24 protein-coding genes are annotated in these 25,216 nt (G+C 62.1%); 3 read left to right on the forward strand and 21 right to left on the reverse strand.

Translation table 11 applies throughout. The features are described from left to right. Nucleotides 1-9 precede the first annotated feature (9 nt). From C8C92_RS25425 to paaA, 19 genes are all read right to left on the reverse strand, one after another. Nucleotides 10-417 (reverse strand): hypothetical protein, encoded by a 408-nt coding sequence (locus C8C92_RS25425; protein ID WP_096237910.1) that lies wholly within the window; start codon nt 415-417, stop codon nt 10-12. 10 nt (nt 418-427) lie between these two features. Further along, complete coding sequence (locus C8C92_RS25430; protein WP_096237911.1) at nt 428-1,693, reverse strand: hypothetical protein; 1,266 nt, start codon at nt 1,691-1,693, stop codon at nt 428-430. Between the two features lie 390 nt (nt 1,694-2,083). Continuing rightward, a complete protein-coding gene (paaZ, locus tag C8C92_RS25435) occupies nt 2,084-4,135 on the reverse strand; it encodes a phenylacetic acid degradation bifunctional protein PaaZ (protein ID WP_116745617.1) in 2,052 nt (683 codons plus the stop codon). 62 nt (nt 4,136-4,197) lie between these two features. Beyond that, a complete protein-coding gene (gene paaY, locus C8C92_RS25440; RefSeq protein WP_099762082.1) occupies nt 4,198-4,812 on the reverse strand; it encodes a phenylacetic acid degradation protein PaaY in 615 nt (204 codons plus the stop codon). A 100-nt stretch (nt 4,813-4,912) separates the two neighbouring features. Continuing rightward, nucleotides 4,913-5,644, reverse strand: a complete 732-nt coding sequence (locus C8C92_RS25445) for an ABC transporter ATP-binding protein (RefSeq protein WP_092796538.1) — start codon at nt 5,642-5,644, stop codon at nt 4,913-4,915. Next, complete coding sequence (locus tag C8C92_RS25450) at nt 5,644-6,399, reverse strand: ABC transporter ATP-binding protein (RefSeq protein WP_086137156.1); 756 nt, start codon at nt 6,397-6,399, stop codon at nt 5,644-5,646. Before C8C92_RS25450 ends, C8C92_RS25445 begins: the two co-directional genes overlap by 1 nt. 1 nt (nt 6,400) lies before the next feature. Next, nucleotides 6,401-7,408: a branched-chain amino acid ABC transporter permease gene (locus C8C92_RS25455; protein ID WP_116745618.1), complete on the reverse strand. Its 1,008-nt coding sequence runs from the start codon at nt 7,406-7,408 to the stop codon at nt 6,401-6,403. After that, complete coding sequence (locus C8C92_RS25460; RefSeq protein WP_010401459.1) at nt 7,405-8,283, reverse strand: branched-chain amino acid ABC transporter permease; 879 nt, start codon at nt 8,281-8,283, stop codon at nt 7,405-7,407. Before C8C92_RS25460 ends, C8C92_RS25455 begins: the two co-directional genes overlap by 4 nt. Nucleotides 8,284-8,355: 72 nt before the next feature. Continuing rightward, a complete protein-coding gene (locus C8C92_RS25465) occupies nt 8,356-9,507 on the reverse strand; it encodes an ABC transporter substrate-binding protein (protein ID WP_099762078.1) in 1,152 nt (383 codons plus the stop codon). 77 nt (nt 9,508-9,584) lie between these two features. Further along, nucleotides 9,585-10,790: a 3-oxoadipyl-CoA thiolase gene (gene pcaF, locus C8C92_RS25470; RefSeq protein WP_116745619.1), complete on the reverse strand. Its 1,206-nt coding sequence runs from the start codon at nt 10,788-10,790 to the stop codon at nt 9,585-9,587. 22 nt (nt 10,791-10,812) lie between these two features. Next, nucleotides 10,813-12,141, reverse strand: coding sequence for a phenylacetate--CoA ligase PaaK (gene paaK, locus C8C92_RS25475; RefSeq protein ID WP_116745620.1), 1,329 nt, complete (start codon nt 12,139-12,141; stop codon nt 10,813-10,815). A 67-nt stretch (nt 12,142-12,208) separates the two neighbouring features. Further along, nucleotides 12,209-12,655, reverse strand: coding sequence for a hydroxyphenylacetyl-CoA thioesterase PaaI (gene paaI, locus C8C92_RS25480; protein WP_116746123.1), 447 nt, complete (start codon nt 12,653-12,655; stop codon nt 12,209-12,211). 1 nt (nt 12,656) lies between these two features. Further along, nucleotides 12,657-14,225, reverse strand: a complete 1,569-nt coding sequence (gene paaH, locus C8C92_RS25485) for a 3-hydroxyacyl-CoA dehydrogenase PaaH (RefSeq protein WP_116745621.1) — start codon at nt 14,223-14,225, stop codon at nt 12,657-12,659. Between the two features lies 1 nt (nt 14,226). Then, the gene (gene paaG, locus C8C92_RS25490) at nt 14,227-15,018 is read right to left on the reverse strand and encodes a 2-(1,2-epoxy-1,2-dihydrophenyl)acetyl-CoA isomerase PaaG (RefSeq protein ID WP_116745622.1); all 792 of its coding nucleotides are present in this window, start codon (nt 15,016-15,018) and stop codon (nt 14,227-14,229) included. Nucleotides 15,019-15,110: 92 nt separating this feature from the next. Beyond that, nucleotides 15,111-16,190, reverse strand: a complete 1,080-nt coding sequence (gene paaE, locus C8C92_RS25495) for a 1,2-phenylacetyl-CoA epoxidase subunit PaaE (protein ID WP_116745623.1) — start codon at nt 16,188-16,190, stop codon at nt 15,111-15,113. Nucleotides 16,191-16,230: 40 nt separating this feature from the next. Continuing rightward, a complete protein-coding gene (gene paaD, locus C8C92_RS25500) occupies nt 16,231-16,770 on the reverse strand; it encodes a 1,2-phenylacetyl-CoA epoxidase subunit PaaD (protein ID WP_116745624.1) in 540 nt (179 codons plus the stop codon). Continuing rightward, nucleotides 16,770-17,537, reverse strand: coding sequence for a 1,2-phenylacetyl-CoA epoxidase subunit PaaC (gene paaC, locus C8C92_RS25505; protein WP_116745625.1), 768 nt, complete (start codon nt 17,535-17,537; stop codon nt 16,770-16,772). The genes paaD and paaC overlap by 1 nt, the downstream gene beginning before the upstream one ends. 14 nt (nt 17,538-17,551) lie before the next feature. After that, on the reverse strand, nt 17,552-17,836 hold the full coding sequence (gene paaB, locus C8C92_RS25510; RefSeq protein ID WP_034746356.1) for a 1,2-phenylacetyl-CoA epoxidase subunit PaaB: 285 nt from the start codon (nt 17,834-17,836) through the stop codon (nt 17,552-17,554). A gap of 28 nt (nt 17,837-17,864) precedes the next feature. Continuing rightward, nucleotides 17,865-18,854: a 1,2-phenylacetyl-CoA epoxidase subunit PaaA gene (paaA, locus tag C8C92_RS25515; RefSeq protein WP_116745626.1), complete on the reverse strand. Its 990-nt coding sequence runs from the start codon at nt 18,852-18,854 to the stop codon at nt 17,865-17,867. Nucleotides 18,855-19,121: 267 nt separating this feature from the next. Here paaA and paaX point away from each other — a divergent pair, with 267 nt between their 5' ends. After that, nucleotides 19,122-20,051 carry a phenylacetic acid degradation operon negative regulatory protein PaaX gene (gene paaX, locus C8C92_RS25520; RefSeq protein WP_116745627.1) on the forward strand — a complete coding sequence of 310 codons (930 nt, stop codon included), beginning with the start codon at nt 19,122-19,124 and terminating at the stop codon, nt 20,049-20,051. Between the two features lie 124 nt (nt 20,052-20,175). On the opposite strand, the gene C8C92_RS25525 is transcribed toward paaX, so the two are convergent. Next, on the reverse strand, nt 20,176-20,430 hold the full coding sequence (locus C8C92_RS25525; protein WP_116745628.1) for a hypothetical protein: 255 nt from the start codon (nt 20,428-20,430) through the stop codon (nt 20,176-20,178). A 141-nt stretch (nt 20,431-20,571) separates the two neighbouring features. Between C8C92_RS25525 and C8C92_RS25530 the strand changes: the two genes are divergently transcribed. Together C8C92_RS25530 and C8C92_RS28030 are read left to right on the forward strand one after the other, a co-directional pair. Next, nucleotides 20,572-21,696 carry a M14-type cytosolic carboxypeptidase gene (locus tag C8C92_RS25530; RefSeq protein ID WP_116745629.1) on the forward strand — a complete coding sequence of 375 codons (1,125 nt, stop codon included), beginning with the start codon at nt 20,572-20,574 and terminating at the stop codon, nt 21,694-21,696. A 366-nt stretch (nt 21,697-22,062) separates the two neighbouring features. Beyond that, on the forward strand, nt 22,063-23,766 hold the full coding sequence (locus C8C92_RS28030; protein WP_116745630.1) for a methyl-accepting chemotaxis protein: 1,704 nt from the start codon (nt 22,063-22,065) through the stop codon (nt 23,764-23,766). 60 nt (nt 23,767-23,826) lie between these two features. Here C8C92_RS28030 and pmbA read toward each other — a convergent pair whose 3' ends face one another. Then, complete coding sequence (gene pmbA, locus C8C92_RS25540) at nt 23,827-25,179, reverse strand: metalloprotease PmbA (RefSeq protein WP_116745631.1); 1,353 nt, start codon at nt 25,177-25,179, stop codon at nt 23,827-23,829. Between the last annotated feature and the right edge of the window lie 37 nt (nt 25,180-25,216).

The raw sequence follows: 25,216 nt of genomic DNA on the forward strand, positions 1-25,216 counted from the left end.
GAGCCGGCTTTATGGCGCCGTCAGCACTACTTTGACGCTGGCGTCGACGGCACTCTTCTCGATATAGCCGATGGCTTTCGGATCGGCGGCCACGGCCTTTTTCACGTCGGCGCTATTGGCCACCTCTTTCGGCAAGGTCGCCTTGCCCGTGAAGACCAGCTTGGACCACAGGGCCTTCGCCTGCGACGGTTCCTTGTCCGTCACTTTCTTGTAGAACTCGGCGCGCACGGGAGCGCTTTCAGGCTGGTCGATCGGCGTCATGGCCGTCGATTTACCGAGGAAGAACTGCGCTACCTGTTCATTCGTCATCGCGCCGGCGGCGCTTTTGGGATTGACCACCACGACCACTTCGGCCATGGCGGGAACGCTCATCGACAAGGCCAGCAAGGCAGCCATATGCAAAATAAATGGTTTCATGCGGCGCTCCTTAGAAAACAAAATCGATGGCGGCAGCCACCACCGTGACGGGGCCGCTGAAACCCGGCTTGGCTTGCACGAACAGGCCCTGGCCATTCTTGGGCTTGATGCGGTCGATCTGCACCTTCAAGGCGGCCGAACGGTGGAAATCCCAGCGCACGCCGATGCTGTCCGTCGATTGCTCCAGCTGGTTGCGCGTGTTGGCCATGGTATTGACGCCGGCCGACAGTGCGCGCAGGGTTGGCGTGCAGGCGGCTGGATAACCGGCCGGGCAGGCAGCAGGCACAGTGTTATTCACGCGATCATCGGCCTTCAGGCTGGCATGGCTGTAGTACGGCAAAAAGGCGCCGATGCGGTAGCCGCCCATCACGTACCACGAGGTGCTGTCGCTGATATAGCTGTCCGTCTTGCGCTTGGCATACTCGGACTGCACCAGGACATTGTTCCAGTCCAGGCCCAGGCCCACGGACGTGAAGGACGCCTTCTTGTCCTTGACTTCCAGCGCATCAGCCAGGGCGCCCAGCTGGGCGATCCGGTAGCCGCTGCCGGCCGCGCGCAAGCTGCCCATTAAGGTATTCAGGCTGGGCGAATCATTGATCGTCAGCTTGGTCTCGGCACGGCCGAAACGCAGGGTCAGGGGACCATGTTCGGCCACCATGTTCAGCGCAACGATGGACTTGCCTTCCACATGCACGGTCGAATCGGGTCCCGTTGCCAGGGTGGCCTTGGTGCGGCCCAGCGCCAGCTGCGTGGTGATGCTGGTATCGCCCAAGCTGAACTGGTAAGTGCCATCGATGCCATCGATGCTGTTGAGGGGCACCTGCGAATACATTTCGCCCGGTGGGCGCAGCATGGTGTTGGCATAGCCCACGTTACGGTAATCGGAAATCATGAAGACGGGCAGACCCATGCGGCCAACGCGCACGCTGAAGCTGTCCGACACCTTGGCCTTGGCGAAGGCCCATGCCAGCTCGGCGCCGAAATCATCTTCGCCATCCTTGCGCGCCAGGCCTTGCACGGTGGCCGACAACCAGGGATTGACGGTGACATTGGCCTGCAATCCCAGGTTCGAATCGACGCCCGTACGGGCTGTCCGACCGGCGCCGGCGGCCTGGTTCGGACGCGCGAACTGCGCCTTGTCGGTATCGGCCACAGTCAGCGCGGCCGTGCCGAAACCGCTGATCTTGACGGTCGGGCCACTGGCGACATCTTCAGCGTAGGCGTGGCTGATGGCCAGGGGCATGGCCAGCAGAAAAATCAGGACGTGTTTATTCATAGTAATTAAATACCCGTAGCGGTGAACGTTAATCGTGGAGTTGGGCTCTAGATCGGAGGTTCACCGGCTATAACAGGCCGGGTCCTTTTTTGCGCCGCCGTCGCCTTGCATGGCGTGAATGACGGTGTGACCAGTGAGTAGAACCATGCTACAGAGAAAAAGTCTGATTTGAAAAGTTTTCCCAAGGCAATTACCGATTTTGCCATTTTTCATGGAAAAAACATGCTTTCTAGAGGATTTTATCTAATGGGCAGACGTGAAAAACCACACTTTCGGTATATTTTTCATACACTTATGGATAATTCAAGACGAAAAGAACTCGGATAAAAAAAAGCGCCACCCGCGCAAAGATCGCGGATGGCGCCGGTCGATGCCGTGCTGCGAAAACGCTTACTCGCGCTTCGACACCAGGGTCAGGATGTCGTAGCTGGCTACCAGCTCCTCGTTCTGGTTGGTCACCTGCACGTCCCACGCCACCACGCCCTGGCCCACGCCAAAGACGTCCTTGCGGTTGCGGTCGACCTTGCGCTTGCACGTCAGGCGCGCGCGGATGGTGTCGCCAATGGCGACGGGGGCGACGAAACGCAGGTTGTCCAGGCCATAGTTGGCCAGCACGGGGCCGACGCCGGGCGAGACGAACAGACCGGCGGCGGCCGACAGCACGAAGTAGCCATGGGCGATGCGCTTGCCAAATTGCGACTCTTTCGCCGCGATTTCATCGAAGTGCATGTAGAAGAAATCGCCCGAAATGCCGCCAAAGGCGACGATGTCCGCTTCGCTGACGGTGCGGCGGTGCGTGAGCAGCGAGTCGCCCGTCTTCAAGTCTTCGAAGTGCTTGCGGAACGGGTGGATCGGGCTTTCGTTGACGTCCGCGCCGCGCACGTATTCACCCGTGATCGCCGCCAGCATGGTCGGCGAGCCTTGCACCGCCGCCCGTTGCAGGTAGTGGCGCACGGCGCGCACGCCGCCCAGTTCTTCGCCGCCGCCCGCGCGGCCAGGGCCGCCGTGCTTCAGTTGCGGCAGGGGCGAGCCATGGCCCGTCGAATCGACGGAAGCCACGCGCTCGAGCACGTGCACGCGGCCATGCGTGGCCGCCACTTGCGGCACCACGCGCGCGGCGATCTTCGGATCGCACGTCACCAGGGTGCTCACCAGACTGCCCTTGCCGCGCGCGGCCAGGGCCAGCGCTTCGTCGATATCCTTGTAGCCCATCATGGTGCTGACGGGGCCGAATGCTTCCACGTCATGCACGGCGTCGTTGCCGAAGGCGTCGCGGCACAGCAGCAGGGTCGGCGAGAAGAAGCTGCCATCCTGTGCCCCATCACCCAGGGGACTGAAACCGTCGGCCGCGCCGAACACCACTTCATTTCCCTGCGACAGCGTGGCAACCCGCTCCGCCACATCGCTTTGCTGTTCCTTCGAGGCCAGCGCGCCCATGCGCACGCCTTCGATGGACGGATCGCCCACCACCACCTTGGCCAGGCGCTCGCGCAGGCGCGTGCCAACGGCATCCATCAGGTGCTCGGGTACGATGATGCGGCGAATCGCCGTGCACTTCTGGCCCGACTTGCCCGTCATTTCGCGCACCACTTCCTTGACGAACAGATCGAATTCCACATCGTCGGGCGTGACGTCCGGCGCCAAGATGGCGCAATTGAGCGAATCGGCTTCGCCGTTGAAGGGTACGGATTGAGCGATCAGGTTCGGGTTGGTGCGCAGCTTGGCGGCCGTGGCAGCCGACCCTGTAAACGTGACGAAATCCTGGCCATTCAAACGGTCCAGCAAGTCGCCCGTGGAACCGATCACCAGTTGCAAACTGCCGGCCGGCAGCAAGCCCGATTCATGCATCATGCGCACGACGGCCTGCGTCAGGTAGCTCGTCGCCGTGGCCGGCTTGGCGATGCAGGGCATGGCCGCCAGGAAGCTCGGTGCGAATTTTTCCAGCAGACCCCAGATGGGGAAATTGAAGGCGTTGATGTGCACGGCCAGGCCGCCGCGCGGCACCAGGATGTGCGTGCCGACGAAGCCGCCTTTTTTACCCAGCGCGATGGCCGGGCCTTCGTGCAACACGTTCGACGACGGCAGCTCGTTGCTGCCCATGCTGGCGTAGGCGAACAGGGTACCCGTGCCGCCTTCGATATCGACCCAGCTGTCGGCGCGCGTGGCGCCCGACAGGTGCGAGATCGCATACAGCTCCTCCTTGCGCTCGACCAGGTACAGGGCCAACGCCTTGAGGCGCGCGGCGCGCTGCTGGAAGTCCAGCGCCATCAGGCCCGGCACGCCCGTCTTGCGCGCATACGTGACGGCTTCGTCGAAGTCGATCTTCTCGGCATGCGTGTGATAGATGACGCGGTTGTTCAAGGCGCTATGCAGGGGCACGGCGGCGCTTTCGCCCAGCCAGCGGCCGGCGATCAGGCTTTGCAGGGTGGATATGTGAGCCATGTGGTTTCTCCGTTAGGGGTCAGACCCGTCGGGTCTGACCCCAGCATTTAAAGGGTTAAAGGTTACTGCGCTGCTGCGTTCTTGTGCAAATGCAGCGGCAAGGCGGATTCGAAATTGAGGCGCTGGCGATTCGCCTCGACTTGCGTCAGAGCGTCCACCTCGCGCATCGTCTGCATCGAGCGCACGGCCAGTTCGTGGTACTGGCCCGTGCCCGAGCTTTTCCATTTGATTTCATCGTCGGTCAACGACCGTATCACCTTGGCGGGCGTGCCCACCACCATGCTGCGCGGCGCGACGATCATGCCAGCCTTGACGAAACTCATGGCCGCGACGATGGATTCCGCGCCGATGATGGCGTTGTCCATCACCACCGCATTCATGCCGACCAGCGCATTGCGGCCGATGCGGCAGCCGTGCAGCACGGCGCCATGACCGATATGGCCGTCGACTTCGACCACCGTGTCGCAGCCGGGGAAACCATGCATGACGCAGGTGTCCTGCAGATTGGCGCCCTCTTCCAGGATCAATCGGCCGAAGTCGCCGCGGATCGAGGCCAGCGGACCGATATAGCAGCGCGGGCCGACGATCACGTCGCCGATCAAGACCGCGCTCGGATGCACATAGGCGCTGGGGTGGACGACGGGGGTGACGCCGTTGATTTCGTAGACTTTGACCATAAAAACTCCTATATGCCTTGAGATAAAGCGTGCTTTCAGCCCAAGACCTCAACTGCCGGGGTCGGACCCTCAGGGTCCGACCCCAGTCTCTGCTCTTGGGTTACATGCCCAGGTACGCGCTCTGTACTTGCTCGTTATGCAGCAATTCGGGACCGGGGCCGGACAAGGTGATGGCGCCCGTCTCGATCACGTAACCCACGTCGGCAATCGACAGGGCCGCGTGCGCGTTTTGCTCGACGAGGAAGATGGTGATGCCCTGGTCGCGCAACTCGGCGACGATGCGGAAGATTTCCGCAATCAAGAGCGGCGCCAGACCCATGCTCGGCTCATCGAGCAGCAGCAGTTGCGGACGGCCCATCAGCGCGCGCGCCATGGCCAGCATCTGCTGCTGTCCACCGGACAAGGTCCCGGCCAGCAGCAAGCGCTTTTCCTTCAGGATGGGGAACAGCCCATACATGCGCTCCATGTCGCCCGCCACGTCCTGCGCGGGGCGCGTAAAGGCGCCCAGGCGCAGATTGTCTTCCACCGTCATGGGGCCGAACACTTGGCGCCCTTCCGGCACCTGGCAAATACCGCTGCGCACGCGCTTGTCGGCGCTCATGCGGCTGACGTCCTGGCCGGCGAAGGCGATGCTGCCCGCGCTGATCGGCTGCACGCCGGAGATGGCCCGCAGCAGGGTCGTCTTGCCGGCGCCATTCGCGCCCACCAGCGCCACCAGTTGCCCCTGGCGTACCTGCAGGTCGATGCCGTGCAGGGCCTGGATGCGGCCGTAATGGCTGGTCAGGCCGGCGATATCGAGCACCAGCGGAGTTTGAGGTTTTTCCATCTTCATCATGCCGCCACTCCCAGATACGCGGCCACCACGTCGGGGTTGGCGCGCACTTCGGCGGCGGTTCCCTCGGCCAGCTTCTTGCCATAGTCGAGCACCAGGATATGGTCCGACAGGTTCATCACCAGTTTCATGTCATGCTCGACCAGCACCACCGTCACGCCAGATTGCGCCACCTTGCGTATCAAGGCTTCGATCTCGCCCGTCTCGGTATGATTGAGACCCGCCGCCGGCTCATCGAGCAGCAGCACCTTCGGCTTGGCCGCCAGCGCACGCGCGATTTCCAGGCGTTTCAAGGCGCCATACGACATCTGTCCCGCCTCGTCATCGATATGCCGACCCACGCCGACAAACTCCATCAGGCCCGCCGCCTCGTCGCGGCAAGCCGCGTCGGCACGGCGCACGGACGGCAAACGCAGCATGGAGGCGAACAGGTTCTGGTTCAGGCGCAGGTGCGCACCCACCATCACGTTATCGATGGCCGTCATGTTCATGCACACTTGCAGATTCTGGAAGGTGCGGCTCATGCCGCGCCGCGCCAGCGCATCGGGCGGCATGGCGGCCACGTTTTCGCCATTCAACAAAATCTCTCCACGGGTCGGCGTGTACACACCGGTAATCAGGTTGAACAGCGTCGTCTTGCCGGCGCCGTTCGGCCCGATCACGGAGTGGATATTGCCTTCCTTGACGGTGAAGCTCACGTCCTGCACCGCGTGCACGCCGCCGAAGCTCTTGCTCAGATTGTTAATCGTCAACATCTCACACCTCCTGTGCCGGTGGTTTATTTGATGCGGCGGGCGCCTTGGGCACCGCTGCCCGCTTGCGCGAACGGCTGGCCAGGCTCGGTACGAGACCTTTGGGCATGAAAATCATGGTGGCCATCAAAATCACGCCGAACACCACCGTTTCCCAGCCTTCAAAACTGGACAGCAACTGCGGCAGGATCGTCAGCAGGGCCGCACCGATGATGGAGCCGAAGATCGATGCCATGCCGCCCACCACCACCATCGTTACCAGCTCGATCGAGTGGAAGAAGCCGGCCAGGTTGGGGGTGATAAAACCGATGTAATGGGCGCTGATGCTGCCCGCGATACTGGCAATGACGGCCGACAGCACGAACACGCGCACCTTGAAGCGTGTCGTATCGACGCCGACCACGCGGGCCGCCACTTCCGAACCGTGGATCGCCTGCAGCGCGCGGCCGACGGGCGAATCGATCAGGTTCAGCGCCAGCCAGGTGACGAGCAACAGCAGCACGGCGCACACCAGGTACCACGATTTTTCACCGGCGATTTCCAGTCCGGCGACACTGAAGGTGGACACGCCGATGCCATCGGGGCCGCCCGTCCATTGCGTCTCGTTGTTGATGACGATGGAGATGATGATGCCCAGGCCCAGGGTGGCCATGGCCAGGGTATGGCCCTTGAGTTTTAGCACGGGACGCGCCAGCAGCAGCGCCAGCAAGCCGGTGGCGACGGCACCGGCGGCCAGGGCGGCGAGCGGCGGCCAGCTGTAGTGCGTGGTCAGCACGGCCGATGCATACGCACCCAGGCCATAGAAACCCGCGTGGCCCAGGCTGATCTGGCCCGTGTAGCCCATCAACAGGTTCAGGCCGATGACGACGATGGCGTTCAGGGCAATGCGGATCGCCACGTCATAGTAGAACGCATTGGTGAGGAACAGCGGCAGGATGGCCAGCACCAGGGCCAGCACCAGCAGTCCACCGTGGCGTGAGCGGGAAAATAATGTTGATAACCGCGTCTTCATACACGCTCCGAATTTTTAGCGCCAAACAAGCCTTGCGGCAGGAAGAACAGGATCAACAAGATCAGCACGAACGGCACGGCGTCCTTGTAGGCCGAGGAGATGTAGCCGGCCGTCATGGCTTCGGCGATGCCGAGAATGAGGCCACCGGCAATCGCACCGGCGCCGCCGCCCAGGCCACCGAGTACGGCGGCGACAAAGCCTTTCAGGCCCAGCATGATGCCCGCGTCATACGAGGTATACGTGATCGGCGCGACGAGGATGCCGCCCGCCGCGCCCAGCAGGGCCGACAGGCCGAACGAAAACAGCAGCACCTTGCGCGTGTTGATGCCCACCAGTTGCGCGGCCAGCTTGTTGTGCGAGGTGGCCAGCATGGCCTTGCCCATCAAGGTGCGGCCGAAGAACCAGCCCAGCACCAGCACGATGACGACCGTCACGCCCAGCACCCACAGGCTTTGCGGCAGCAGGCTGGCGCCCAAAAACTCGATCGGCGCGTCGCCGGAAAACGCCGGCAGTGTATGCGTATCCTTGCCCAGCCAGATTTGCACCAGGCCACGCAGCACCAGCGAGGCGCCGATGGTGATGATCAAGAGGGTAATGACCTGCGCATTTTGCGCCGGTTCGATCACGGTTTTTTCCATCAGCAGGCCAACCAGGCCCGTGGCGATAACGGCCAGAATGATGGCCAACGGCAGCGGCACGCCGGCGGCCGACATCACGGCGGCCAGCATCCCGCCCAGCATGATGAATTCGCCCTGGGCGAAGTTGATCACGCCGCTGGTGTTATAGATGATGGTAAAGCCCAGCGCCGCCAGTGCGTAGGCGGAACCGACCGTCATCCCGGAATACAGAAATTGTAGAAATTGAGCGACTTCCATGGTGTCTCCATTATGTTCGGCTGCGCGCGGACCGCCTTCGAGGGCAGCCCGCGCAGGTACTTCTGGCTTACATTACTTCGACAATTGCCATTCGCCGTTCTTCACTTCCACCATGCGGAACGCCGACAGGTCCAGGCCCATGTGGTCTTTCGCCGACATGTTGAAGACGCCGGTGGTGCCGACAAAACCCTTGGTCGTTTCCAGCGCCGCCCGCACTTTTTCGCGGTCCGTGCCGCCGGCGCGCTTGATGGCGTCGACCGACAGGTTCAGGGCATCGAGTGCATAGCCGCCAAAGGTCGACGGATCGATCTTGTAGCGCTCTTTATACGTCTTGTCGTAACCGACCACGATGGCCTTCTGCGCGTCGCTGTCCGGCAGCATGGCGCCGATCAACAGCGCTGGCGTTGGCAGGCGCACGCCTTCGGCGGCCTTGCCCGACAGCTTCAGATACTCGTCCGACGCCACCCCGTGCGACTGGTACAGCGGCAGCGCGGACATGCCCAGCTGGCCGTAGTTCTTGGTCACCACGGCCGGCCCCTGACCCAGGCCAAAGACGAAGACGGCTTGCACGCCATTTGTGTTCTTGATGCGCGTGAGCTGCGCCGTGATGTCCGTGTCTTTCGGGCCGTAGGTTTCATCGGCCACCAGGGTGATGCCATATTTGGAGGCGACGATCTGCGATTCCTTGCGGCCCGAGGCGCCGAAGCCGCTCGTTTCCGACAGCAGGCCTACCTTGCTGATGCCGCGCTTCTTCATGTCCTCGAACACCTTCTCGGCCGCCATGCGGTCCGTATGCGGCGTCTTGAACACCCATTTCTTCACGGGATCGATGATCACCACGGCGCCTGCCAGCGAAATGAACGGCATGCTGGCACGCTCCACCAGCGGCGCCATCGCCATCGTCGCACCGGTGGTGGTGCCACCGATCAGCACGTCGACCTTGTCGGACTCGATCAGGCGTTTGGTGAAACCGTTGGCCTTGGCCGCATCGCTGCCGTCATCGTAGTGCACCAGTTCCAGCTTGCGCCCCAGCACGCCGCCGGCCGCATTGATTTTCTCGATATACAGCTGCAGAGTTTTCAGTTCAGGGTCGCCCAGGAAGGCGGCAGGTCCCGTGACGGACAGCACGGATCCGATCTTGATGTTCTCGGCCGCATACGCGCCTGCGGCGGACATGGCCAGCACGCCGGCGATCAGGGTTTTCTTGAAAATATTGGCAATCATTGTGGTCTCCACCAGGTTGGCACTACGGTCAATGTATGGTTGGCGCTTTTTTACCAGCCTGCGCCTTTTTTACTTTTTTATACGCGTTCAATTACGACAGCAATACCCTGCCCCACGCCGATGCACATGGTGCACAGCGCATAACGCCCGCCCGTGCGTTCCAGCTGGTTCAGGGCCGCCATCACCAGGCGCGCCCCCGATGCGCCCAGCGGATGGCCGATGGCAATCGCGCCGCCATTCGGGTTCACGTGGGCCGCGTCGTCCGCCAGGCCCAGGTCGCGCGTGACGGCCAGCGCCTGCGCCGCAAACGCTTCATTGAGCTCGATCACATCCATCTGCTCGATGGTGAGTCCTGTCAGCACCAGCACCTTGCGCGAGGCGGGCGACGGGCCAAAACCCATGATGCGCGGCGCCAGACCGGCCGTGGCCATGCCCAGCACTTTGGCGCGCGGCGTCAATTGGTATTTATCCACGGCGGCGGCGGACGCCAGCAAAATCGCACAGGCGCCGTCGTTCAAGCCAGAGGCATTGCCAGCCGTGACCGTGCCATCCGGCTTGACCACGCCCTTGAGCTTTGCCAGCATCTCGATCGAGGTATCGGGACGCGGATGTTCGTCGCTGGTGACCATCTTCGGCTCGCCTTTTTTCTGCGGCACGGCGACGGGAACGATTTCGCGATCGAAGACGCCAGCCGCGTTGGCGGCAGCCCAGCGCTGCTGGCTGCGAAAGGCCAGACCATCCTGGTCGGCACGGCTGATGCCAAATTCCACGGCCACGTTTTCCGCCGTTTCCGGCATGGTGTCGATGCCGTACTGCGTTTTCATCTTGCCATTGACGAAGCGCCAGCCCAGGGTCGTGTCTTCGATTTTCGCAGCGCGCGAGAATGCGCCGTCAGCCTTGCCCATCACGAAAGGCGCGCGCGTCATGCTTTCCACGCCACCGGCAATGATCAGCTCCGCCTCGCCCGCCTTGATGGAGCGGGCCGCCATGCCGACGGCGTCCAGGCTGGAGCCGCACAGGCGGTTGATGGTATTGGCCGGTACTGCAGCCGGCAAACCGGCCAGCAGCGCAGCCATGCGGCCCACGTTACGGTTGTCTTCGCCCGCCTGGTTGGCGCAGCCGTAGAACACGTCGTCGATGGCGGACCAGTCGACGGAAGGATTGCGGGCGATCAGCGCGGCAATCGGCAGCGCGCCCAGGTCGTCGGCGCGCACGCTGGAGAGTGCACCGCCATAGCGGCCAAATGGCGTACGCACGGCATCACAGATAAAAGCGTCGTTCATGTTTGGTTCCTTGTTCGGGCTATCAGGGGAAAAGCTTCGGGCGCTGGTCGACCACGCGGCGGGCCTTGCCCGTCAGGGTGCGTTCGATGCCGGCGGCGGCCACCAGGCGCACGCGCGTGCTCACGCCCACATGCGTCTTGATGCGGTGTTCCAGCTCGCGCGCCAGGCCATCGGTCTCGCTGGCCGAGATGGTGGCGGTGAGATCGATACGCAGCTCGGCGATCACTTCGAGCTTGTCGAGGTGGCCGTCGCGCGTGACCACCAGCTGGTATTGCGGCGCCAGCTTCGGCATCTTCAAAATCAGCTCTTCGATCTGGGTGGGGAAGACGTTCACGCCGCGGATGATCAGCATGTCGTCCGAGCGGCCCGTGATCTTGCCGATGCGGCGCATCGAACGCGAGGTAGGCGGCAGCAAGCGGGTCAGGTCACGCGTGCGGTAGCGGATGACGGGCAGCGCTTCCTTCGACAGCGAGGTGAAGACCAGTTCGCCCTCCTCGCCATCCGGCAGTACTTCGCCCGTTTCCGGATCGATGATTTCTGGATAAAAATGGTCTTCCCAGATGACGGGACCGTCCTTGCTTTCGATGCATTCTGAAGCCACGCCAGGCCCCATCACTTCGGACAGGCCATAGATGTCGACGGCGTCGATGCCGGCGCGCGCTTCGATTTCCGCACGCATGGCGTCCGTCCACGGTTCGGCGCCGAAGATGCCCACCTTCAGCGACGATTCAGCCGGATCGAGACCCTGGCGCGTGAATTCCTCGATGATGTTGAGCATGTACGACGGCGTGACCATGATGATAGATGGCTTGAAATCCTGGATCAGTTGCACCTGCTTTTCCGTCTGGCCACCCGACATCGGGATGACCGTGCAGCCCAGGCGTTCGGCGCCATAGTGCGCGCCCAGGCCGCCCGTGAACAGGCCGTAACCGTAGGAGATATGCACCATGTCGCCCGCGCGGCCGCCGCCGGCGCGAATCGAGCGCGCCACCACATTGGCCCAGGTATCGATGTCGTTCTGCGTGTAGCCAACCACCGTTGCCTTGCCCGTGGTGCCGCTCGACGCGTGGATGCGCACCACTTGCTCGCGCGGCACGGCAAACAGGCCAAACGGATAATTGTCGCGCAATACTTTTTTATCCGTGAACGGAAATTTCGACAGATCGGCCAGCGACTTCAGGTCGTCCGGATGCACGCCCGCTTCGTCAAAAGCGGCGCGGTAATGGGGCACGTTGTCATACGCGTGCTTGAGCGTCCATTTCATGCGTTCGAGCTGCAGCGCCTGCAATTCATCCTTGCTGGCGCGCTCGATCGGTTCGAGGTCATTGGGGGAAGGCGTACGTTGGACCATCATTGTCTCCTGTTTAATTCCTTAACTATTCAATCGGTACTGGCAGTTCAAGCCTGCTCTTATCACTTCAATTGCTGATGACTTCGCCCGCCACGCGGATCGACTTGCCGCGAAAGAGCGCGACGGCGCGGCCATCCTGGTTGCTGACCTTGACGTCGTAGACGCCGCTCTTGCCGGCCAGCGCCTGTTCGACGGCATGCGCCGTGAGCACGTCGCCTTCGCGGCCCGGCGCCAGATAATCGATGGTGCAGCCGGCGCCCACGGTATTCATGTTGTAGCTGTTGCAGGCAAACGCGAAGGCGCTGTCGGCCAGGGCAAAGATAAAGCCGCCGTGGCAGGTCTGGTGACCGTTGAGCATGTCTGGGCGCACCGTCATCGTCATGCGCGCATGGCCGGGGCCCACCTCGGCCAAGGCGATGCCCATGGCAGCGGTGGCGTTATCGCGCGACAGCATGGAAGCGGCGGCCGCTTCGGCCAGAGCTTGCGCGGTCATGTTGTGGTCCTTATTTGACATATCATTCGGCATGAAACGTCGCTCCAGTGGCAAGTTTGCGGCGCAGCAGCGGCGAGACACGGTAGCGGTCTTCGCCATAGCCATGCGCCAGGTGGTGCAGCACGGTCACGATCTGCTGGACGCCCACCGCGTCGGCCCAGGCCAGCGGTCCGCGCGGATAATTGACGCCCTTCTGCATGGCGATATCGACGGCAGCCACCGTGCACACACCCTGGTTGACGGCGTCGGCCGCCTCGTTGGCCAGCATGGCGACCGTGCGCATGACGGCCAGGCCAGGCACGTCGTCCAGGCGCGTGACGGTAAAGCCGGCTGCCTGGAACAGGCCGACGACGGCCACGTAGGCGGCATCGCTGCACTGGTCGGCACGCGCCACGGCGATGCGCTTGGCTCCGGCGTAATCGAGCGCCAGGTCGAACAGCACCGTGTCCGGATGCTGGTTATCGTGCGCGCGCTGGGTGGCGCTGCGTCCGTCCGTGAGATAAATCGCGGCGCCGTTGCAATGCAGGGCCGGCGCTTCGTCGTGTGCCTGGCCTTCCTGCGTGACGCGGCGGCTGACGGTGATGCCGGCCTGCTCCAGGCGCTGCACCAGGCTGCGAATGACGCCGCTGTGGCCACGGCCATCGCCGCCGACGGCGGCCGACAGGGCAACATATTCCGGGGTCGCTTGCGCGCTTTCCGCCTGCGCCACGGGGGCCGGCGCGCCTTCGCCGTACAGGTAAAAGCCACGGCCCGATTTGCGGCCGAGGAAACCGGCGTTGACCATTTCCTGCTGCAGCACGGACGGCGTGAAACGGGGGTCGTTGAAATAGGCGCCGAACACGGATTGGGTGACGGAGAAATTGACGTCGTGGCCGATCAGATCCATCAACTCGAATGGCCCCATGCGGAAACCGCCCGCTTCGCGCAGCACCGCATCGATGGTGGCGGGATCGCCTGCCTGTTCGTTCAACAGGCGCCAGCCTTCCGCGTAAAACGGACGGGCGACACGGTTGACGATGAAGCCGGGCGTCGATTTCGCATGCACGGGTTTCTTGCCCCAGGCGATCGAGGTGTCATACACGGTGGCGGCGACTTGCTCGCTGGTGGCCAGGCCACTGATCACTTCGACCAGCGCCATCAGGGGCACAGGATTAAAGAAGTGCATGCCGACCAGGCGTTCAGGGCGGCGCAACTTGGCGGCGATGGCCGTCACGGAAATCGACGACGTGTTCGTCGCCAGGATGCAGTCGTCGCTGACCAACGCTTCGAGTTCGGCGAACAGGCTGCGCTTGACGTCGAGGTTTTCCACGATGGCTTCCACCACCAGGGCGCAATCGCTCACATCGGCCAGGCTGCCGGCCGCCTGCAGGCGCGACGTGGCGGCCGCCGCTTCGTCAAACGTCATGCGGCCCTTTTCGGCCAGCTTCGCGTACATCTTGCCAATATCGAGCAAGGCCTTGCTCACCGCTTCCGCGCGCGTGTCGTACAGTTTGACTGTGTAACCGGCAGCTGCGGCCACCTGCGCGATGCCGGCGCCCATGGCGCCGCTGCCGATGACGGCGACGATACTGTTGTTTGCCAATGCGGTCATATCAGTGTCCCTTGAATTGCGGTGCGCGCTTTTCCATGAAGGCGGCCACGCCTTCGCGGTAATCGTCGCTGTTACCGAGTTCGCTCATCATGCGCGCTTCCAGCGCCAGCTGCTGCGGCAGGGTATTGGCGCCACTGGCGGCCAGTGCCTGCTTGGTGTACGCCAGGCCCTTGGTCGGCGCGCTGGCAAAATGCACGGCCAGCTTGCGCGTTTCTTCCGCCAGCTGCGCGTCGTCCACGCATTTCCAGATCAGGCCCCAGTCTTCGGCTTTTTCGGCCGTCAGCTTTTCACCGAGCATGGCCAGGCCCATGGCGCGCGCCGAACCGATCAAGCGCGGCAGGAAGAAAGTGCCGCCCGTGTCCGGGATCAGGCCCAGCTTGCAGAACACTTCGACGAAGCTAGCCGACTTGCCGGCGATGACGATGTCGCAGGCCAGCGCCAGATTGGCGCCCGCGCCGGCGGCCACGCCATTGACGGCGCAAATCACGGGCATCGGCAGTGCTTTCAAGGCCAGCACCAGCGGTGCATAGTTTTTTTCCACCGACTCGCCCAGGTCCACGCCCTTCGAGCCTGGTTCGACGGCGCGGTCGGACAAATCCTGGCCCGCGCAAAAGCCACGCCCCGCACCCGTCAGCACGAACACGCGCACGGTGCTGTCGGCGTTCACTTGCGCAATCGCGTCGCGCACTTCCTCGTGCATGGCTTGCGTAAAGCTATTGAGTTTGTCGGGACGGTTCAGGGTCAGCGTGGCGATGCCCTGCTCGATGGTGAAGAGGATGTTTTGGTAGGTCATGGCGTGTCTCGTATACGTTTATTTTTAACCCAGGTGCCACTGCCGGGGTCGGACCTTAAGGTCCGACCCCAGATGTTGTTTGGGGTCGGCGTTTACTCGGCCTGATCGAAATCGACAATCACTTTGTCGGTGAGGGGAAAACTCTGGCAACTGAGGACGAAGCCGCGCGCCACTTCGTAGTCTTCCAGCGCGTAGTTGACGTCCATCTCGACCTTGCCGTCGAGGATCTTGCAGCGGCAAGTCGAGCACACGCCGCCCTTGCACGAGTAGCGCATGTCCAGCCCTGCGCGCAGGCCCGCGTCGAGAATGGATTCCTTGTCCTTGTCCATCGTGAAGGTGGTGTGGTTGCCATCCATGATGACGGTCACTTCCGTTTCCTGCACGGCGCCCGCGTCGAACTGGGCGCGCGGCTTGTGGGCATTTTTCGGGATGCTGGCGGCGAACAGTTCGATCTTGATGTTCTGCTTGGGCATGCCAGCCGCCTGCAGGGCGGAGGAGACGCCCAGCATCATGTCTTCCGGGCCGCAGATGAAGGCGTTGTCGTAATCTTCTACCTTGATCCAGTGCTGCAGGAACTGCTCGCATTTTTCCTGCGTGATGCGGCCGTTGAACAGCTCGATATCCTGCTGCTCGCGGCTCATCACGTACACCAGGTTCAAACGCTCCAGGTACACGTCCTTCAAGTCCGTCAATTCTTCCTTGAAGATGACGGACGACGAAGCGCGGTTGCCGTAGAACAGCGTGAAACGGCTCAATGGCTCCGTCAGCAGTGTCGTCTTGATGATGGAGAGGATGGGCGTGATGCCGCTGCCGGCCGCAAACGCCAGGTAGTGCTTGCGGTTGACGCAGTCGAGCGGCACGTTGAAGTGGCCCATGGGTGGCATCACCTCGATGGTCGCGCCGGCCTTGAGCGTATCGTTCGCCCAGGTAGAGAAAGCGCCGCCGGGCGTGCGCTTGATGGCCACGCGCAGGGTGCCGTCCTGCACCGCCGAACAGATGGAATACGAGCGGCGCACGTCTTCCGCATTGATATTGGCGCGCAGGGTCAGGTGCTGGCCCTGCTGGAAGCGGAACTGCTGCTGCAGTTCGGCCGGCACGTCGAACGTGACGGCGATGGTGTCGCGCGTTTCATTGCGCACGTTCGCTACGCACAGCGGATAAAATTTACTCATGCTTCATCTCCATTTTCTTCGGAACGTGTGCCTGATTTTTTTAGTGGCACTTGAAGTAATCAAACGGTTCGCGGCAAGCCAGGCATTTGTACAGGGCCTTGCACGGCGTGGAGCCAAACTGGCTGGTCAGCTGCGTATGCGTGGAACCGCAATTCGGGCAGACCACCTCCAGCGTCGGCATGGGCTGGCGCTTGACACCGCCTGCTGTGCCGCTACGAAGGCCGCTGATGTCGATCACCTGCTGCTGCGGCGGGGCGATGCCATAGCCTTTCAGCTTGGCCTTGCCCGCCTCGCTCATCCAGTCCGTGGTCCAGGCGGGCGCCAGCTGGTTTACCAGCGTCACCTTGGCCACGCCATGGCTGCGCAAGGCCTCCGTGACGGCATCGGCGATCACCTGCATGGCCGGGCAGCCCGAATACGTGGGCGTGATCGTCACGATGCACTCGTCGCTGCTGACCACATCGACGGCGCGCACGATGCCCAGGTCCACCACCGAAATGACGGGAATTTCCGGGTCCGGCACGTCGCCCAGCCAGGCCCAGACCTGGGCGGCGTCCAGCGCTGCGATGGGCGTGTTCACTACCACTCCGCCCCGGGATAGGCGCGCTGCAGGAACTGCATCTCGGCCAGAATAAAACCCAGGTGTTCCGTGTGCGTGCCCTGCTTGCCGCCCTTTTGCATCCAGGCGTCGGGCGCCGGCATGCTCAAGGTGGCTTCGGCAAAGATCTCGGCCACGTGTTCGAGGAAGGCCTGGCGCAACACGTCCGATGGCGGCGCGATGCCGGCGGCAACCATGGCCTGGTCGACGGCGTCGTACTTGAACATTTCGCCCGTGTACATCCACAGCTTGTCGGCGGCCGCCTGCGTCTTCGCATGGCTGTCCGCCGTGCCGTCGCCGAGACGCACGATCAGGTCGCCGCTGCGGCGCAGGTGATACGTCACTTCCTTGATCGATTTCTGCGCCACTTCGACGATGCGTGGATCACTGCATTTCGCCAGTTCCAGCAGCTGGAAGTAGTGCCAGGTGTCGAAGAAGAACTGGCGCATCATGGTGTCGGCGTAATTGCCGTTCGGCTGCTCCAGCAGCAAGCAATTCTTGAAGTCGTGGGCGTCGCGCAAAAAGGCGATGTCGTCCTCGTCGCGGCCCGCGTTTTCCAGTTCGGCCGCATAGCTGAACCACAAACGCGTCTGGCCCAGGAGGTCGAGCGCCACGTTGGTCAGCGCCATGTCTTCTTCCAGCGCGGGCCCCTTGCCGCACAGCTGCGACAACTGCTGGCTGAGGATCAGGGCGTTGTCGCCCAGGCGCAAAAGGTAATCGAACTTTTGTTGAGTCAGCTTGTCATCCATTGCAGGCGCTCCCATCACAGGTTCTTGACTTCTTCCGGCATCGGGAAGAAGGTGGGATGGCGGTACACCTTGCTGTTCGACGGTTCGAACAGGGCGCCCTTGTCGCCCGGGCTGCTGGCGACGATATCGGCCGCGCGCACCACCCAGATGCTCACGCCTTCATTGCGGCGCGTGTAGACGTCGCGCGCATGGTTGACCGCCATGGTGGCGTCGGAGGCGTGCAGGCTGCCCACATGCTTGTGCGCCAGGCCGTGCTGGCTGCGGATGAAAACTTCCCACAATGGCCATTCTTTGCTCATGTTGCTCTCCCCTATCTGTCTTATGTAATTACGCTGCTGCTTTGTTAGCGGCTTGCTTGTCTGCATACGCGAGCAAGGCATCGCGGAACCACTCGCCGTCTGCATACGCTTTCACCCGCGTTTGCAGGCGCTCGCGGTTGCACGGACCATTGCCCTTCAAGACATTGTTGAACTCGGACCAGTCGATCTCGCCGAATTCATAGTGGCCCGTTTCCGCATTGAACTTCAGGTCGGGATCGGGCACCGTCAGGCCCAGGTATTCGATTTGCGGCACGGTCTGGTCGACCATGCGCTGGCGCAATTCATCATTCGAGAACAGCTTGATGCGCCATTGCGCCGACTGGGCGCTGTTGACGGAGGCGGCATCGGACGGACCGAACATCATCAAGGACGGCCACCACCAGCGGTTCAGCGCATCCTGCGCCATGGCTTTCTGTTCTGGCGTGCCCTTGCACAGCGACATCATGATGTCGTAACCCTGGCGTGCATGGAATGATTCTTCCTTGCAGACGCGGATCATGGCGCGTGCATACGGGCCATACGAGCAGCGGCACAGCGGGATCTGGTTGATGATGGCCGAGCCGTCGACCAGCCAGCCGATGGCGCCCATGTCGGCCCACGACAGGGTGGGATAGTTAAAGATGCTGGAATACTTGGCTTTGCCCGAGTGCAAGGCAGCGAGCAGATCGTCGCGCGACACGCCCAGGGTTTCCGCGGCGCTGTACAGGTACAGGCCGTGACCGGCTTCGTCCTGGATCTTCGCCAGCAGGATGGATTTGCGTTTCAAGGTCGGTGCGCGCGTGACCCAGTTACCTTCGGGCAATTGACCGACGATTTCCGAATGCGCATGCTGCGAAATCTGGCGGATCAGGGTCTTGCGGTAAGCGTCCGGCATCCAGTCCTTGGCCTCGATCTTGATGCCTTCGTCGATGCGCGCCTGAAAAGCGCGCTCTTCTTGCCCCATGTCGTCGATGGAGCGGACGTTCTTGAGGCCGGTTTCAACCATTTGTGCGTACATGATCTGTCTCCCATGTCTTTGATTTTGCGCAGCAACGCGGTGCGATGAACAGATAATACGATACAAAAAACTATTTGCATACACTTGATGTGAGTCATTTTAAAAATTCGTATCTTGTGCGGCTTTTTTGTGCGTATGATATTGCTGATGAGAAAACACTGCGAAGTGCCACCCGCGCTTCCTGCAAATTATTGACGCGCTACCCGCGCAGCCAAGTAAACTGCTGCTTTTATTGAATCGACCGCAACACGGCCAGACCGGAACCACATGAAGAACACCCGCTGCACGGCATGGATAGCCGATTTCCTGGAAAGCGACCCACCCCGCTCAAAGTCCCTGGTGATGACGATTTTCGGCGACGCCATCGTGCCGCGCGGCGGCGCCATCTGGCTGGGCAGCCTGATCGAACTGCTGGCACCGTTTGGCGTGAATGACCGCTTGCTGCGCACCAGCGTGTTCCGCCTGGCGCAGGAGGGCTGGCTCAGCTCGCAACGCGACGGCCGCCGCAGCGCCTATACGATACGCCCGGAGGCGCTGGCCCGCTTCGAGCGCGCGTATCGCCGCATCTATGCGCCACTGGTCGTGCACTGGGATGGCAGCTGGACCCTGGTGATCGGGCCGGCCGGCAGCATCGGCGCCGCCGAGCGGGGGGCGCTGCGCAAGGAATTATTGTGGGCTGGCTATGGCTTGATCTCTCCTGGCATCTTTGGCCATCCTGCCAGCAACTCGGAGGCGCTGGAAGACATCCTCGTGCGCAACGAGGTACAGGGCAAGCTGTATGTCTGCCACACTACGGAGTTGCCGGATGTCAGCACACGCCCGCTGCGCGACATGGTGGGCGAATGCTGGGACTTGTCGGAAGTGATGGCCGGCTACGAAAAATTCATCGCCAGCTTCCAGCCGCTGCTGACCTTGCTGCAAGAAGCGCCCGTGTTCGATGCCGAGCAAGCCTTCGTCATCCGCTCGCTGCTGACGCACGCCTACCGCCGCGTGCAGTTGCACGACCCACAGTTGCCCGTAGAACTGCTGCCCGAACCGTGGCCCGGCACGCAAGCGTATGCACTGGCGCGCGACCTGTACCGCATCACCCATGCGGCGGCCGAGGAACATATCCTGACCACCCTGCGGCGCGAGGATGAGCATGCGCCGGACGTGGAGCCCTGGTTTTTTGAACGTTTTGGCGGCCTGACTACTTGAACCCAACGGCTTAATACCGGGGCGGTTCCTTCGGAATTGGAATACGATCCATTGGCCCCTATTCCCCCTGAGGGTCCGACCCCAGCCTCTGCGTTTGGGGTGAAAATATTAAAACCAACTCAACCTATTGCTTCGCCACCACCTGCTTCGCCCCAGCCAGCAAATCCTGCCCCAGCTTTTCCAGCGCATTGGCCTGCACCAGCATGGTGTCGAGGATGGCGGTATTGAAGGTAAATTCGGCCGGCGTCGTATAGCCGGGAAAACGCAGGATGCGCAGCAATTCCTGCAAGGTGGTGCCCTTGCCCAGGTGCGCCAGGGCGTCGCTGAGGGCGCTGACTTTCTTTTCCAGGTCGCGTATGTGCTTGCCGTTGTCGTCCATGATGCTCTCCCCGTGTCGGAGCTTCCACGTTAGCAAAGCATGTCCCGCGTCGTTTGCGCCAGCACAAAGGCGCGGCTAAAACGGGTATCATCGCGCCATTGCACACGATGCAAAACCCATATGTTTTTATCAGGAACACTCATGACCATTAAAATCAGCCAGCAATTCGACGCCGGCGCGATCGAGGTGCTGCGCGCCGACGATGCCCAATCCATCGAGCTGAACATCCGCAAGGATTCCCACGCCGACATCACGCAGTGGTTTTATTTCCGCCTGCAAGGCGCGCAAGGCGAGGCGTGCTCGATCCGCTTCATGAATGCAGGCAAGTCGGCCTACCCGGACGGCTGGAAAGACTACCAGGCCGTCGCCAGCTATGACCGCGAAACCTGGTTCCGCGTGCCAACCAGCTTCGACGGCACGGTGATGACCATCGCACACACACCCGAGGAAGAAAGCGTGTACTACGCCTACTTCGAGCCGTACCCATGGGATCGCCATCTGGCCCTGATCGACAGCGCGCAAGCGTCGCCGCTGGTGCGCCTGATCGACCTGGGCAGCACCGTGGAAGGACGCGACATGAATCTGCTGGTGGTCGGCGACGCCGATGCCGAGAAAAAAGTCTGGGTCATCGCGCGCCAGCATCCCGGTGAAACGATGGCGGAATGGTTTGTCGAGGGCATGCTCGAAGCCTTGCTGGACCAGGCCAATCCGTTTGCCCGCCAATGCCTGCAAGACGCCGTCTTCTACGTGGTGCCGAACATGAACCCGGACGGTTCCGTGCATGGCAACCTGCGCACCAACGCGGCCGGCGCCAACCTGAACCGTGAATGGATGACGCCGACCATGGAACGCAGCCCGGAAGTATTCCTGGTGAAACAGAAAATGCATGAAATCGGCTGCGATCTGTTCCTCGACGTACATGGCGACGAAGGTCTGCCTTACGTGTTCGTGGCCGGCAGCGATGCGCTGGAAAATTTCACGCCAGCACAAAAGGCCGAGCAAGACCGCTTCATCGCCGACTTCAAGGTGGCCAGCCCCGACTTCCAGGATGAGCACGGCTATGAAGACGGCCCGTTCACGCCGGAAGTACTGACCATGGGTTCGCCTCACATCACGCACGCCTTCGGCTGCCTGGCACTGACCCTGGAACTGCCGTTCAAGGACAATGCCAACGATCCCGACCCACAAACGGGCTGGAGCGGCGCCCGCAGCGCTGCCCTGGGCGCGGCCGTCCTGCAGCCTATCCTGTCCACCTTGCGCGCCTGAGCATCAGGGCCGGACCGGCCCGCGTAAGCCCCATGCCCCGCACGCCGGGGCATTTTTTTTGACCGCACGGCAAGCGTTGCTGGACAAATGGTTTTTTTCGCAAACATCTTGCCTGTCAGAAATTATCGTCCTACACTATTCAACAGAATCAGGCCGTGCCACGCTGCGCGGCCCCGCAAGAATATACGGCCGGGCAGGTCGCCACGACTTCCCGCCACCGAAATACGCATCCACGGCCCTATCCCCGCCGAATTAGCTTTATGTAACGCAAACTGACCGCATCAGCATCGTCATGCACAGGCACCGCTTGTCCGCAGGACCATGCCAAGCGCACGCTTTCCGCTTTACGTCGAGGATGAATACCCTATGTCCAAGCTTAAAATCAGTACCCGCCTGGCCTTCAGTTTCGGCCTGATCATTGTCCTGCTTGCCATGGTGGCATTTGTTTCCGTGAGCCGCATCCGCAACATCAATGCCTCGACGGAAAAAATTGTCAATGACCGCTATGTCAAGGTCATGCTGTCGAACACCATCCAGTCCGAGATCAATATCCAGGCCCGCCTGCTGGGCAATGCCATCATCGGCGCCAACGATCCTGACGAAGTCAGCAGTGCCGTGACCAAGATTCAGGCATCGGTAAAAAAGAACACGGAACTGCTGGCGCGCCTGAAAACCATGATCAACACGCCCAAGGGCCAGGAACTGCTCCAGGCCGTGATGAGCAGCCGCGAAACGTATGGCAAGACGCGCGATGCGAATATCAAACTGTTGCAAGAGGGGAAAACTGAAACGGCCGGCATCTTCCTGCTGACGCAGCTGCGCTATCCACAAGAAAAAATCTTGACGGCGCTGGCGGCCATGGCCGGCTTCCAGGAATCGCTGATGGCAGACGAAGGCAAGCAAGCCCTCGCCGACGGGCGTCTGGCCATCATCCTGACCCTGTCGCTGTCGCTCGCCGCGACGCTCATTGCCATCGTGCTGGCCATCCTGATCAGCCGCTCCATCAGCCGCCCCATAGGCGAAGCTGTCAAAGTGGCGCAACGCGTGGCATCCGGCGACCTGTCGGGCAGCATCGACGCGCGCGGCACCGATGAAACGGGCTTGCTGCTGCGTGCCCTGAAAGAAATGAACGACAATCTGCAAGGCATCGTGGCCCGCGTGCGTCATGGCACGGATGCCATCGCCCATGGCTCGCGTGAAATCGCCTCCGGCAATATGGACTTGTCCTCGCGCACGGAGCAACAAGCCAGCTCGCTGGAAGAAACGGCATCGTCGATGGAAGAACTGACGTCGACCGTCAAGCAGAATGGCGAAAACGCACGCCAGGCCAACCAGATGGCGCAATCGGCCTCCAGCGTGGCCAGCAAGGGCGGCCAGGTGGTGGCGGAAGTGATCACAACCATGGATACGATCAATGCCTCGTCGAAGAAAATCGTCGATATCATCGGCGTCATCGATGGGATTGCCTTCCAGACCAATATCCTGGCCCTGAATGCGGCCGTGGAAGCGGCCCGGGCGGGCGAACAGGGCCGCGGCTTTGCCGTGGTGGCCACGGAAGTGCGCAACCTGGCTCACCGCTCCGCTGCCGCCGCCAAGGAAATCAAGATCCTCATCGACGACTCCGTGCAGCAGGTCAATCTCGGCAGCAACCTGGTGAACCAGGCCGGCAGCACCATGCAAGAGATCGTCAGCAGCGTGCGGCGCGTTACGGACATCATGGCCGAGATCACGTCTGCCAGCAACGAGCAGGAAACGGGGATTGAACAGATCAACCAGGCCATCACGGAAATGGATGCCGTGACACAGCAAAATGCCGCCCTCGTGGAAGAGGCGGCAGCCGCGTCCGAAGCGTTGCAGGATCAGGCCGCCATCCTGGCCGAAGCCGTCAGCGTGTTCAAGCTCGACGGCATGCAAGCGCTGCCACCGGTTCCGGTTCCAGCCATCCGCGCGCCGGCCAAGCCTGCCGCCGCGCCACGCGTCACGGCCAAGGCCGCTGCCGCACCCGCCAGGAAAGCAGACAAGGTGGTCGCACAGGCCGCAGTCGCCGAGACCGAGTGGGAAGAGTACTGAGGCACCACCTGCCACAAGGCATCAAGCAGCTTGCAGCGGCGCACGCCTTAGGCCTGCGCCTCAGCCGCCCGCCACCACCATGCTCTCGATGAGGATGGAACCAGTCTCTTTGGTGCCACGGCGCAGCACATCGGCGCCCACGGCGACGATGTTGCGCAGCATGTCCTTCATGTTGCCGGCGATGGTGATTTCTTCCACCGGATACTGAATCACACCATTTTCCACCCAAAAACCGGAGGCGCCGCGCGAATAGTCGCCCGTCACGTAATTGGTTCCTTGTCCCATCAGTTCCGTCACCAGCAAGCCCGTGCCCAGCTTTTTCAGCATGGCAACGAAATCATCGGTGGCGGCCGTCTGGCTGGACGTCAGGTACAGATTGTGCGAGCCGCCCGCGTTGCCCGTCGTCTGCATGCCCAGCTTGCGGGCCGTGTAAGTCGACAGGAAATAGCCTTGCACCACGCCATCCTTGACGACGTCACGGCTAACGGTTTTTACGCCTTCTTCGTCGAACGGCGCGGAACCGACCCCGCCGATCACGTGCGGATCTTCAAAGATCTGCACGTGCGACGGCAGCACTTGCGTGCCCAGGGAATCGTTCAGGAAAGTGGACTTGCGGTACAGAGCGCCTCCCGAGGTCGCTTGCACATAGGTACCCAGCAAACCGGCCGCCAGCGGCGCCTCGAACAGTACGGGACAGGTGCGCGTGCCCAGCTTGCGCGCGTTCAGGCGCGACAGGGCGCGTTCCGCGGCGTAGCGGCCGATGGCTTCCGGGCTCGACATTTTGGCGGCGTCGCGCACGGACGAATACCAGTCGTCGCGCTGCATCTTCGCGCCCTTGCCGGCGATGGGCGCCACGGACAGGGTATGACGAGAGAATGGGTAGCCGCCGATGAAGCCGCGCGAATTGGCGGACACAAAATGCGATTGCTGCACGTGCACGCCGGCGCCTTCGCTGTTCGTGATGCGCGGGTCGACGGCAAACGCGGCCGCTTCAGCCCGCTGGGCCAGCACGACGGCTTCCTCGGCGGAAATCAGCCAGGGATAGAACAGTTGCAAGTCGCGGGGGGACATTTCCAGCATGTCCGCGTCGGCCAGGCCCGCGCAATCGTCTTCGGCCGTGAAACGGGCGATGTTGTAGGCGGCGTCCACGGTGGCGCGCAGGGCCGATGGCGAAAAGTCGGAGGTGCTGGCATTGCCGCGTTTCTTGCCGACAAACACGGTCACGCCCATGCCCTTGTCCTTGTTTTGCTCGATCGTCTCGATCTTGCCTTTTCGTACAGAAACGGACAAGCCGCCGCCTTCGCTGACTTCGACGGCTGCGTCGGTGCCGCCCGCTTCCCGCGCAAAAGACAACACATCACGGGCCAGTTGCTGCAATTGCTCTTGACTATGGGTAAATACGGAGTCGTTCATGCGCTGTTTTCTTCGGAAAGCCGCTAAAAAGGGTATC

This window comes from Janthinobacterium sp. 78, assembly GCF_003096775.1.
GTDB classification, from domain to species: domain Bacteria; phylum Pseudomonadota; class Gammaproteobacteria; order Burkholderiales; family Burkholderiaceae_D; genus Janthinobacterium; species Janthinobacterium tructae.

Coding starts and splice junctions, on each gene's coding strand:
- C8C92_RS25425 (WP_096237910.1), bottom strand. CDS start 417: ATGAAACCATTTATTTTGCATATGGCTGCCTTGCTGGCCTTGTCGATG.
- C8C92_RS25430 (WP_096237911.1), bottom strand. CDS start 1,693: ATGAATAAACACGTCCTGATTTTTCTGCTGGCCATGCCCCTGGCCATC.
- paaZ (WP_116745617.1), bottom strand. CDS start 4,135: ATGGCTCACATATCCACCCTGCAAAGCCTGATCGCCGGCCGCTGGCTG.
- paaY (WP_099762082.1), bottom strand. CDS start 4,812: ATGGTCAAAGTCTACGAAATCAACGGCGTCACCCCCGTCGTCCACCCC.
- C8C92_RS25445 (WP_092796538.1), bottom strand. CDS start 5,644: ATGAAGATGGAAAAACCTCAAACTCCGCTGGTGCTCGATATCGCCGGC.
- C8C92_RS25450 (WP_086137156.1), bottom strand. CDS start 6,399: ATGTTGACGATTAACAATCTGAGCAAGAGCTTCGGCGGCGTGCACGCG.
- C8C92_RS25455 (WP_116745618.1), bottom strand. CDS start 7,408: ATGAAGACGCGGTTATCAACATTATTTTCCCGCTCACGCCACGGTGGA.
- C8C92_RS25460 (WP_010401459.1), bottom strand. CDS start 8,283: ATGGAAGTCGCTCAATTTCTACAATTTCTGTATTCCGGGATGACGGTC.
- C8C92_RS25465 (WP_099762078.1), bottom strand. CDS start 9,507: ATGATTGCCAATATTTTCAAGAAAACCCTGATCGCCGGCGTGCTGGCC.
- pcaF (WP_116745619.1), bottom strand. CDS start 10,790: ATGAACGACGCTTTTATCTGTGATGCCGTGCGTACGCCATTTGGCCGC.
- paaK (WP_116745620.1), bottom strand. CDS start 12,141: ATGGTCCAACGTACGCCTTCCCCCAATGACCTCGAACCGATCGAGCGC.
- paaI (WP_116746123.1), bottom strand. CDS start 12,655: ATGTCAAATAAGGACCACAACATGACCGCGCAAGCTCTGGCCGAAGCG.
- paaH (WP_116745621.1), bottom strand. CDS start 14,225: ATGACCGCATTGGCAAACAACAGTATCGTCGCCGTCATCGGCAGCGGC.
- paaG (WP_116745622.1), bottom strand. CDS start 15,018: ATGACCTACCAAAACATCCTCTTCACCATCGAGCAGGGCATCGCCACG.
- paaE (WP_116745623.1), bottom strand. CDS start 16,190: ATGAGTAAATTTTATCCGCTGTGCGTAGCGAACGTGCGCAATGAAACG.
- paaC (WP_116745625.1), bottom strand. CDS start 17,537: ATGGATGACAAGCTGACTCAACAAAAGTTCGATTACCTTTTGCGCCTG.
- paaB (WP_034746356.1), bottom strand. CDS start 17,836: ATGAGCAAAGAATGGCCATTGTGGGAAGTTTTCATCCGCAGCCAGCAC.
- paaA (WP_116745626.1), bottom strand. CDS start 18,854: ATGTACGCACAAATGGTTGAAACCGGCCTCAAGAACGTCCGCTCCATC.
- paaX (WP_116745627.1), top strand. CDS start 19,122: ATGAAGAACACCCGCTGCACGGCATGGATAGCCGATTTCCTGGAAAGC.
- C8C92_RS25525 (WP_116745628.1), bottom strand. CDS start 20,430: ATGGACGACAACGGCAAGCACATACGCGACCTGGAAAAGAAAGTCAGC.
- C8C92_RS25530 (WP_116745629.1), top strand. CDS start 20,572: ATGACCATTAAAATCAGCCAGCAATTCGACGCCGGCGCGATCGAGGTG.
- C8C92_RS28030 (WP_116745630.1), top strand. CDS start 22,063: ATGTCCAAGCTTAAAATCAGTACCCGCCTGGCCTTCAGTTTCGGCCTG.
- pmbA (WP_116745631.1), bottom strand. CDS start 25,179: ATGAACGACTCCGTATTTACCCATAGTCAAGAGCAATTGCAGCAACTG.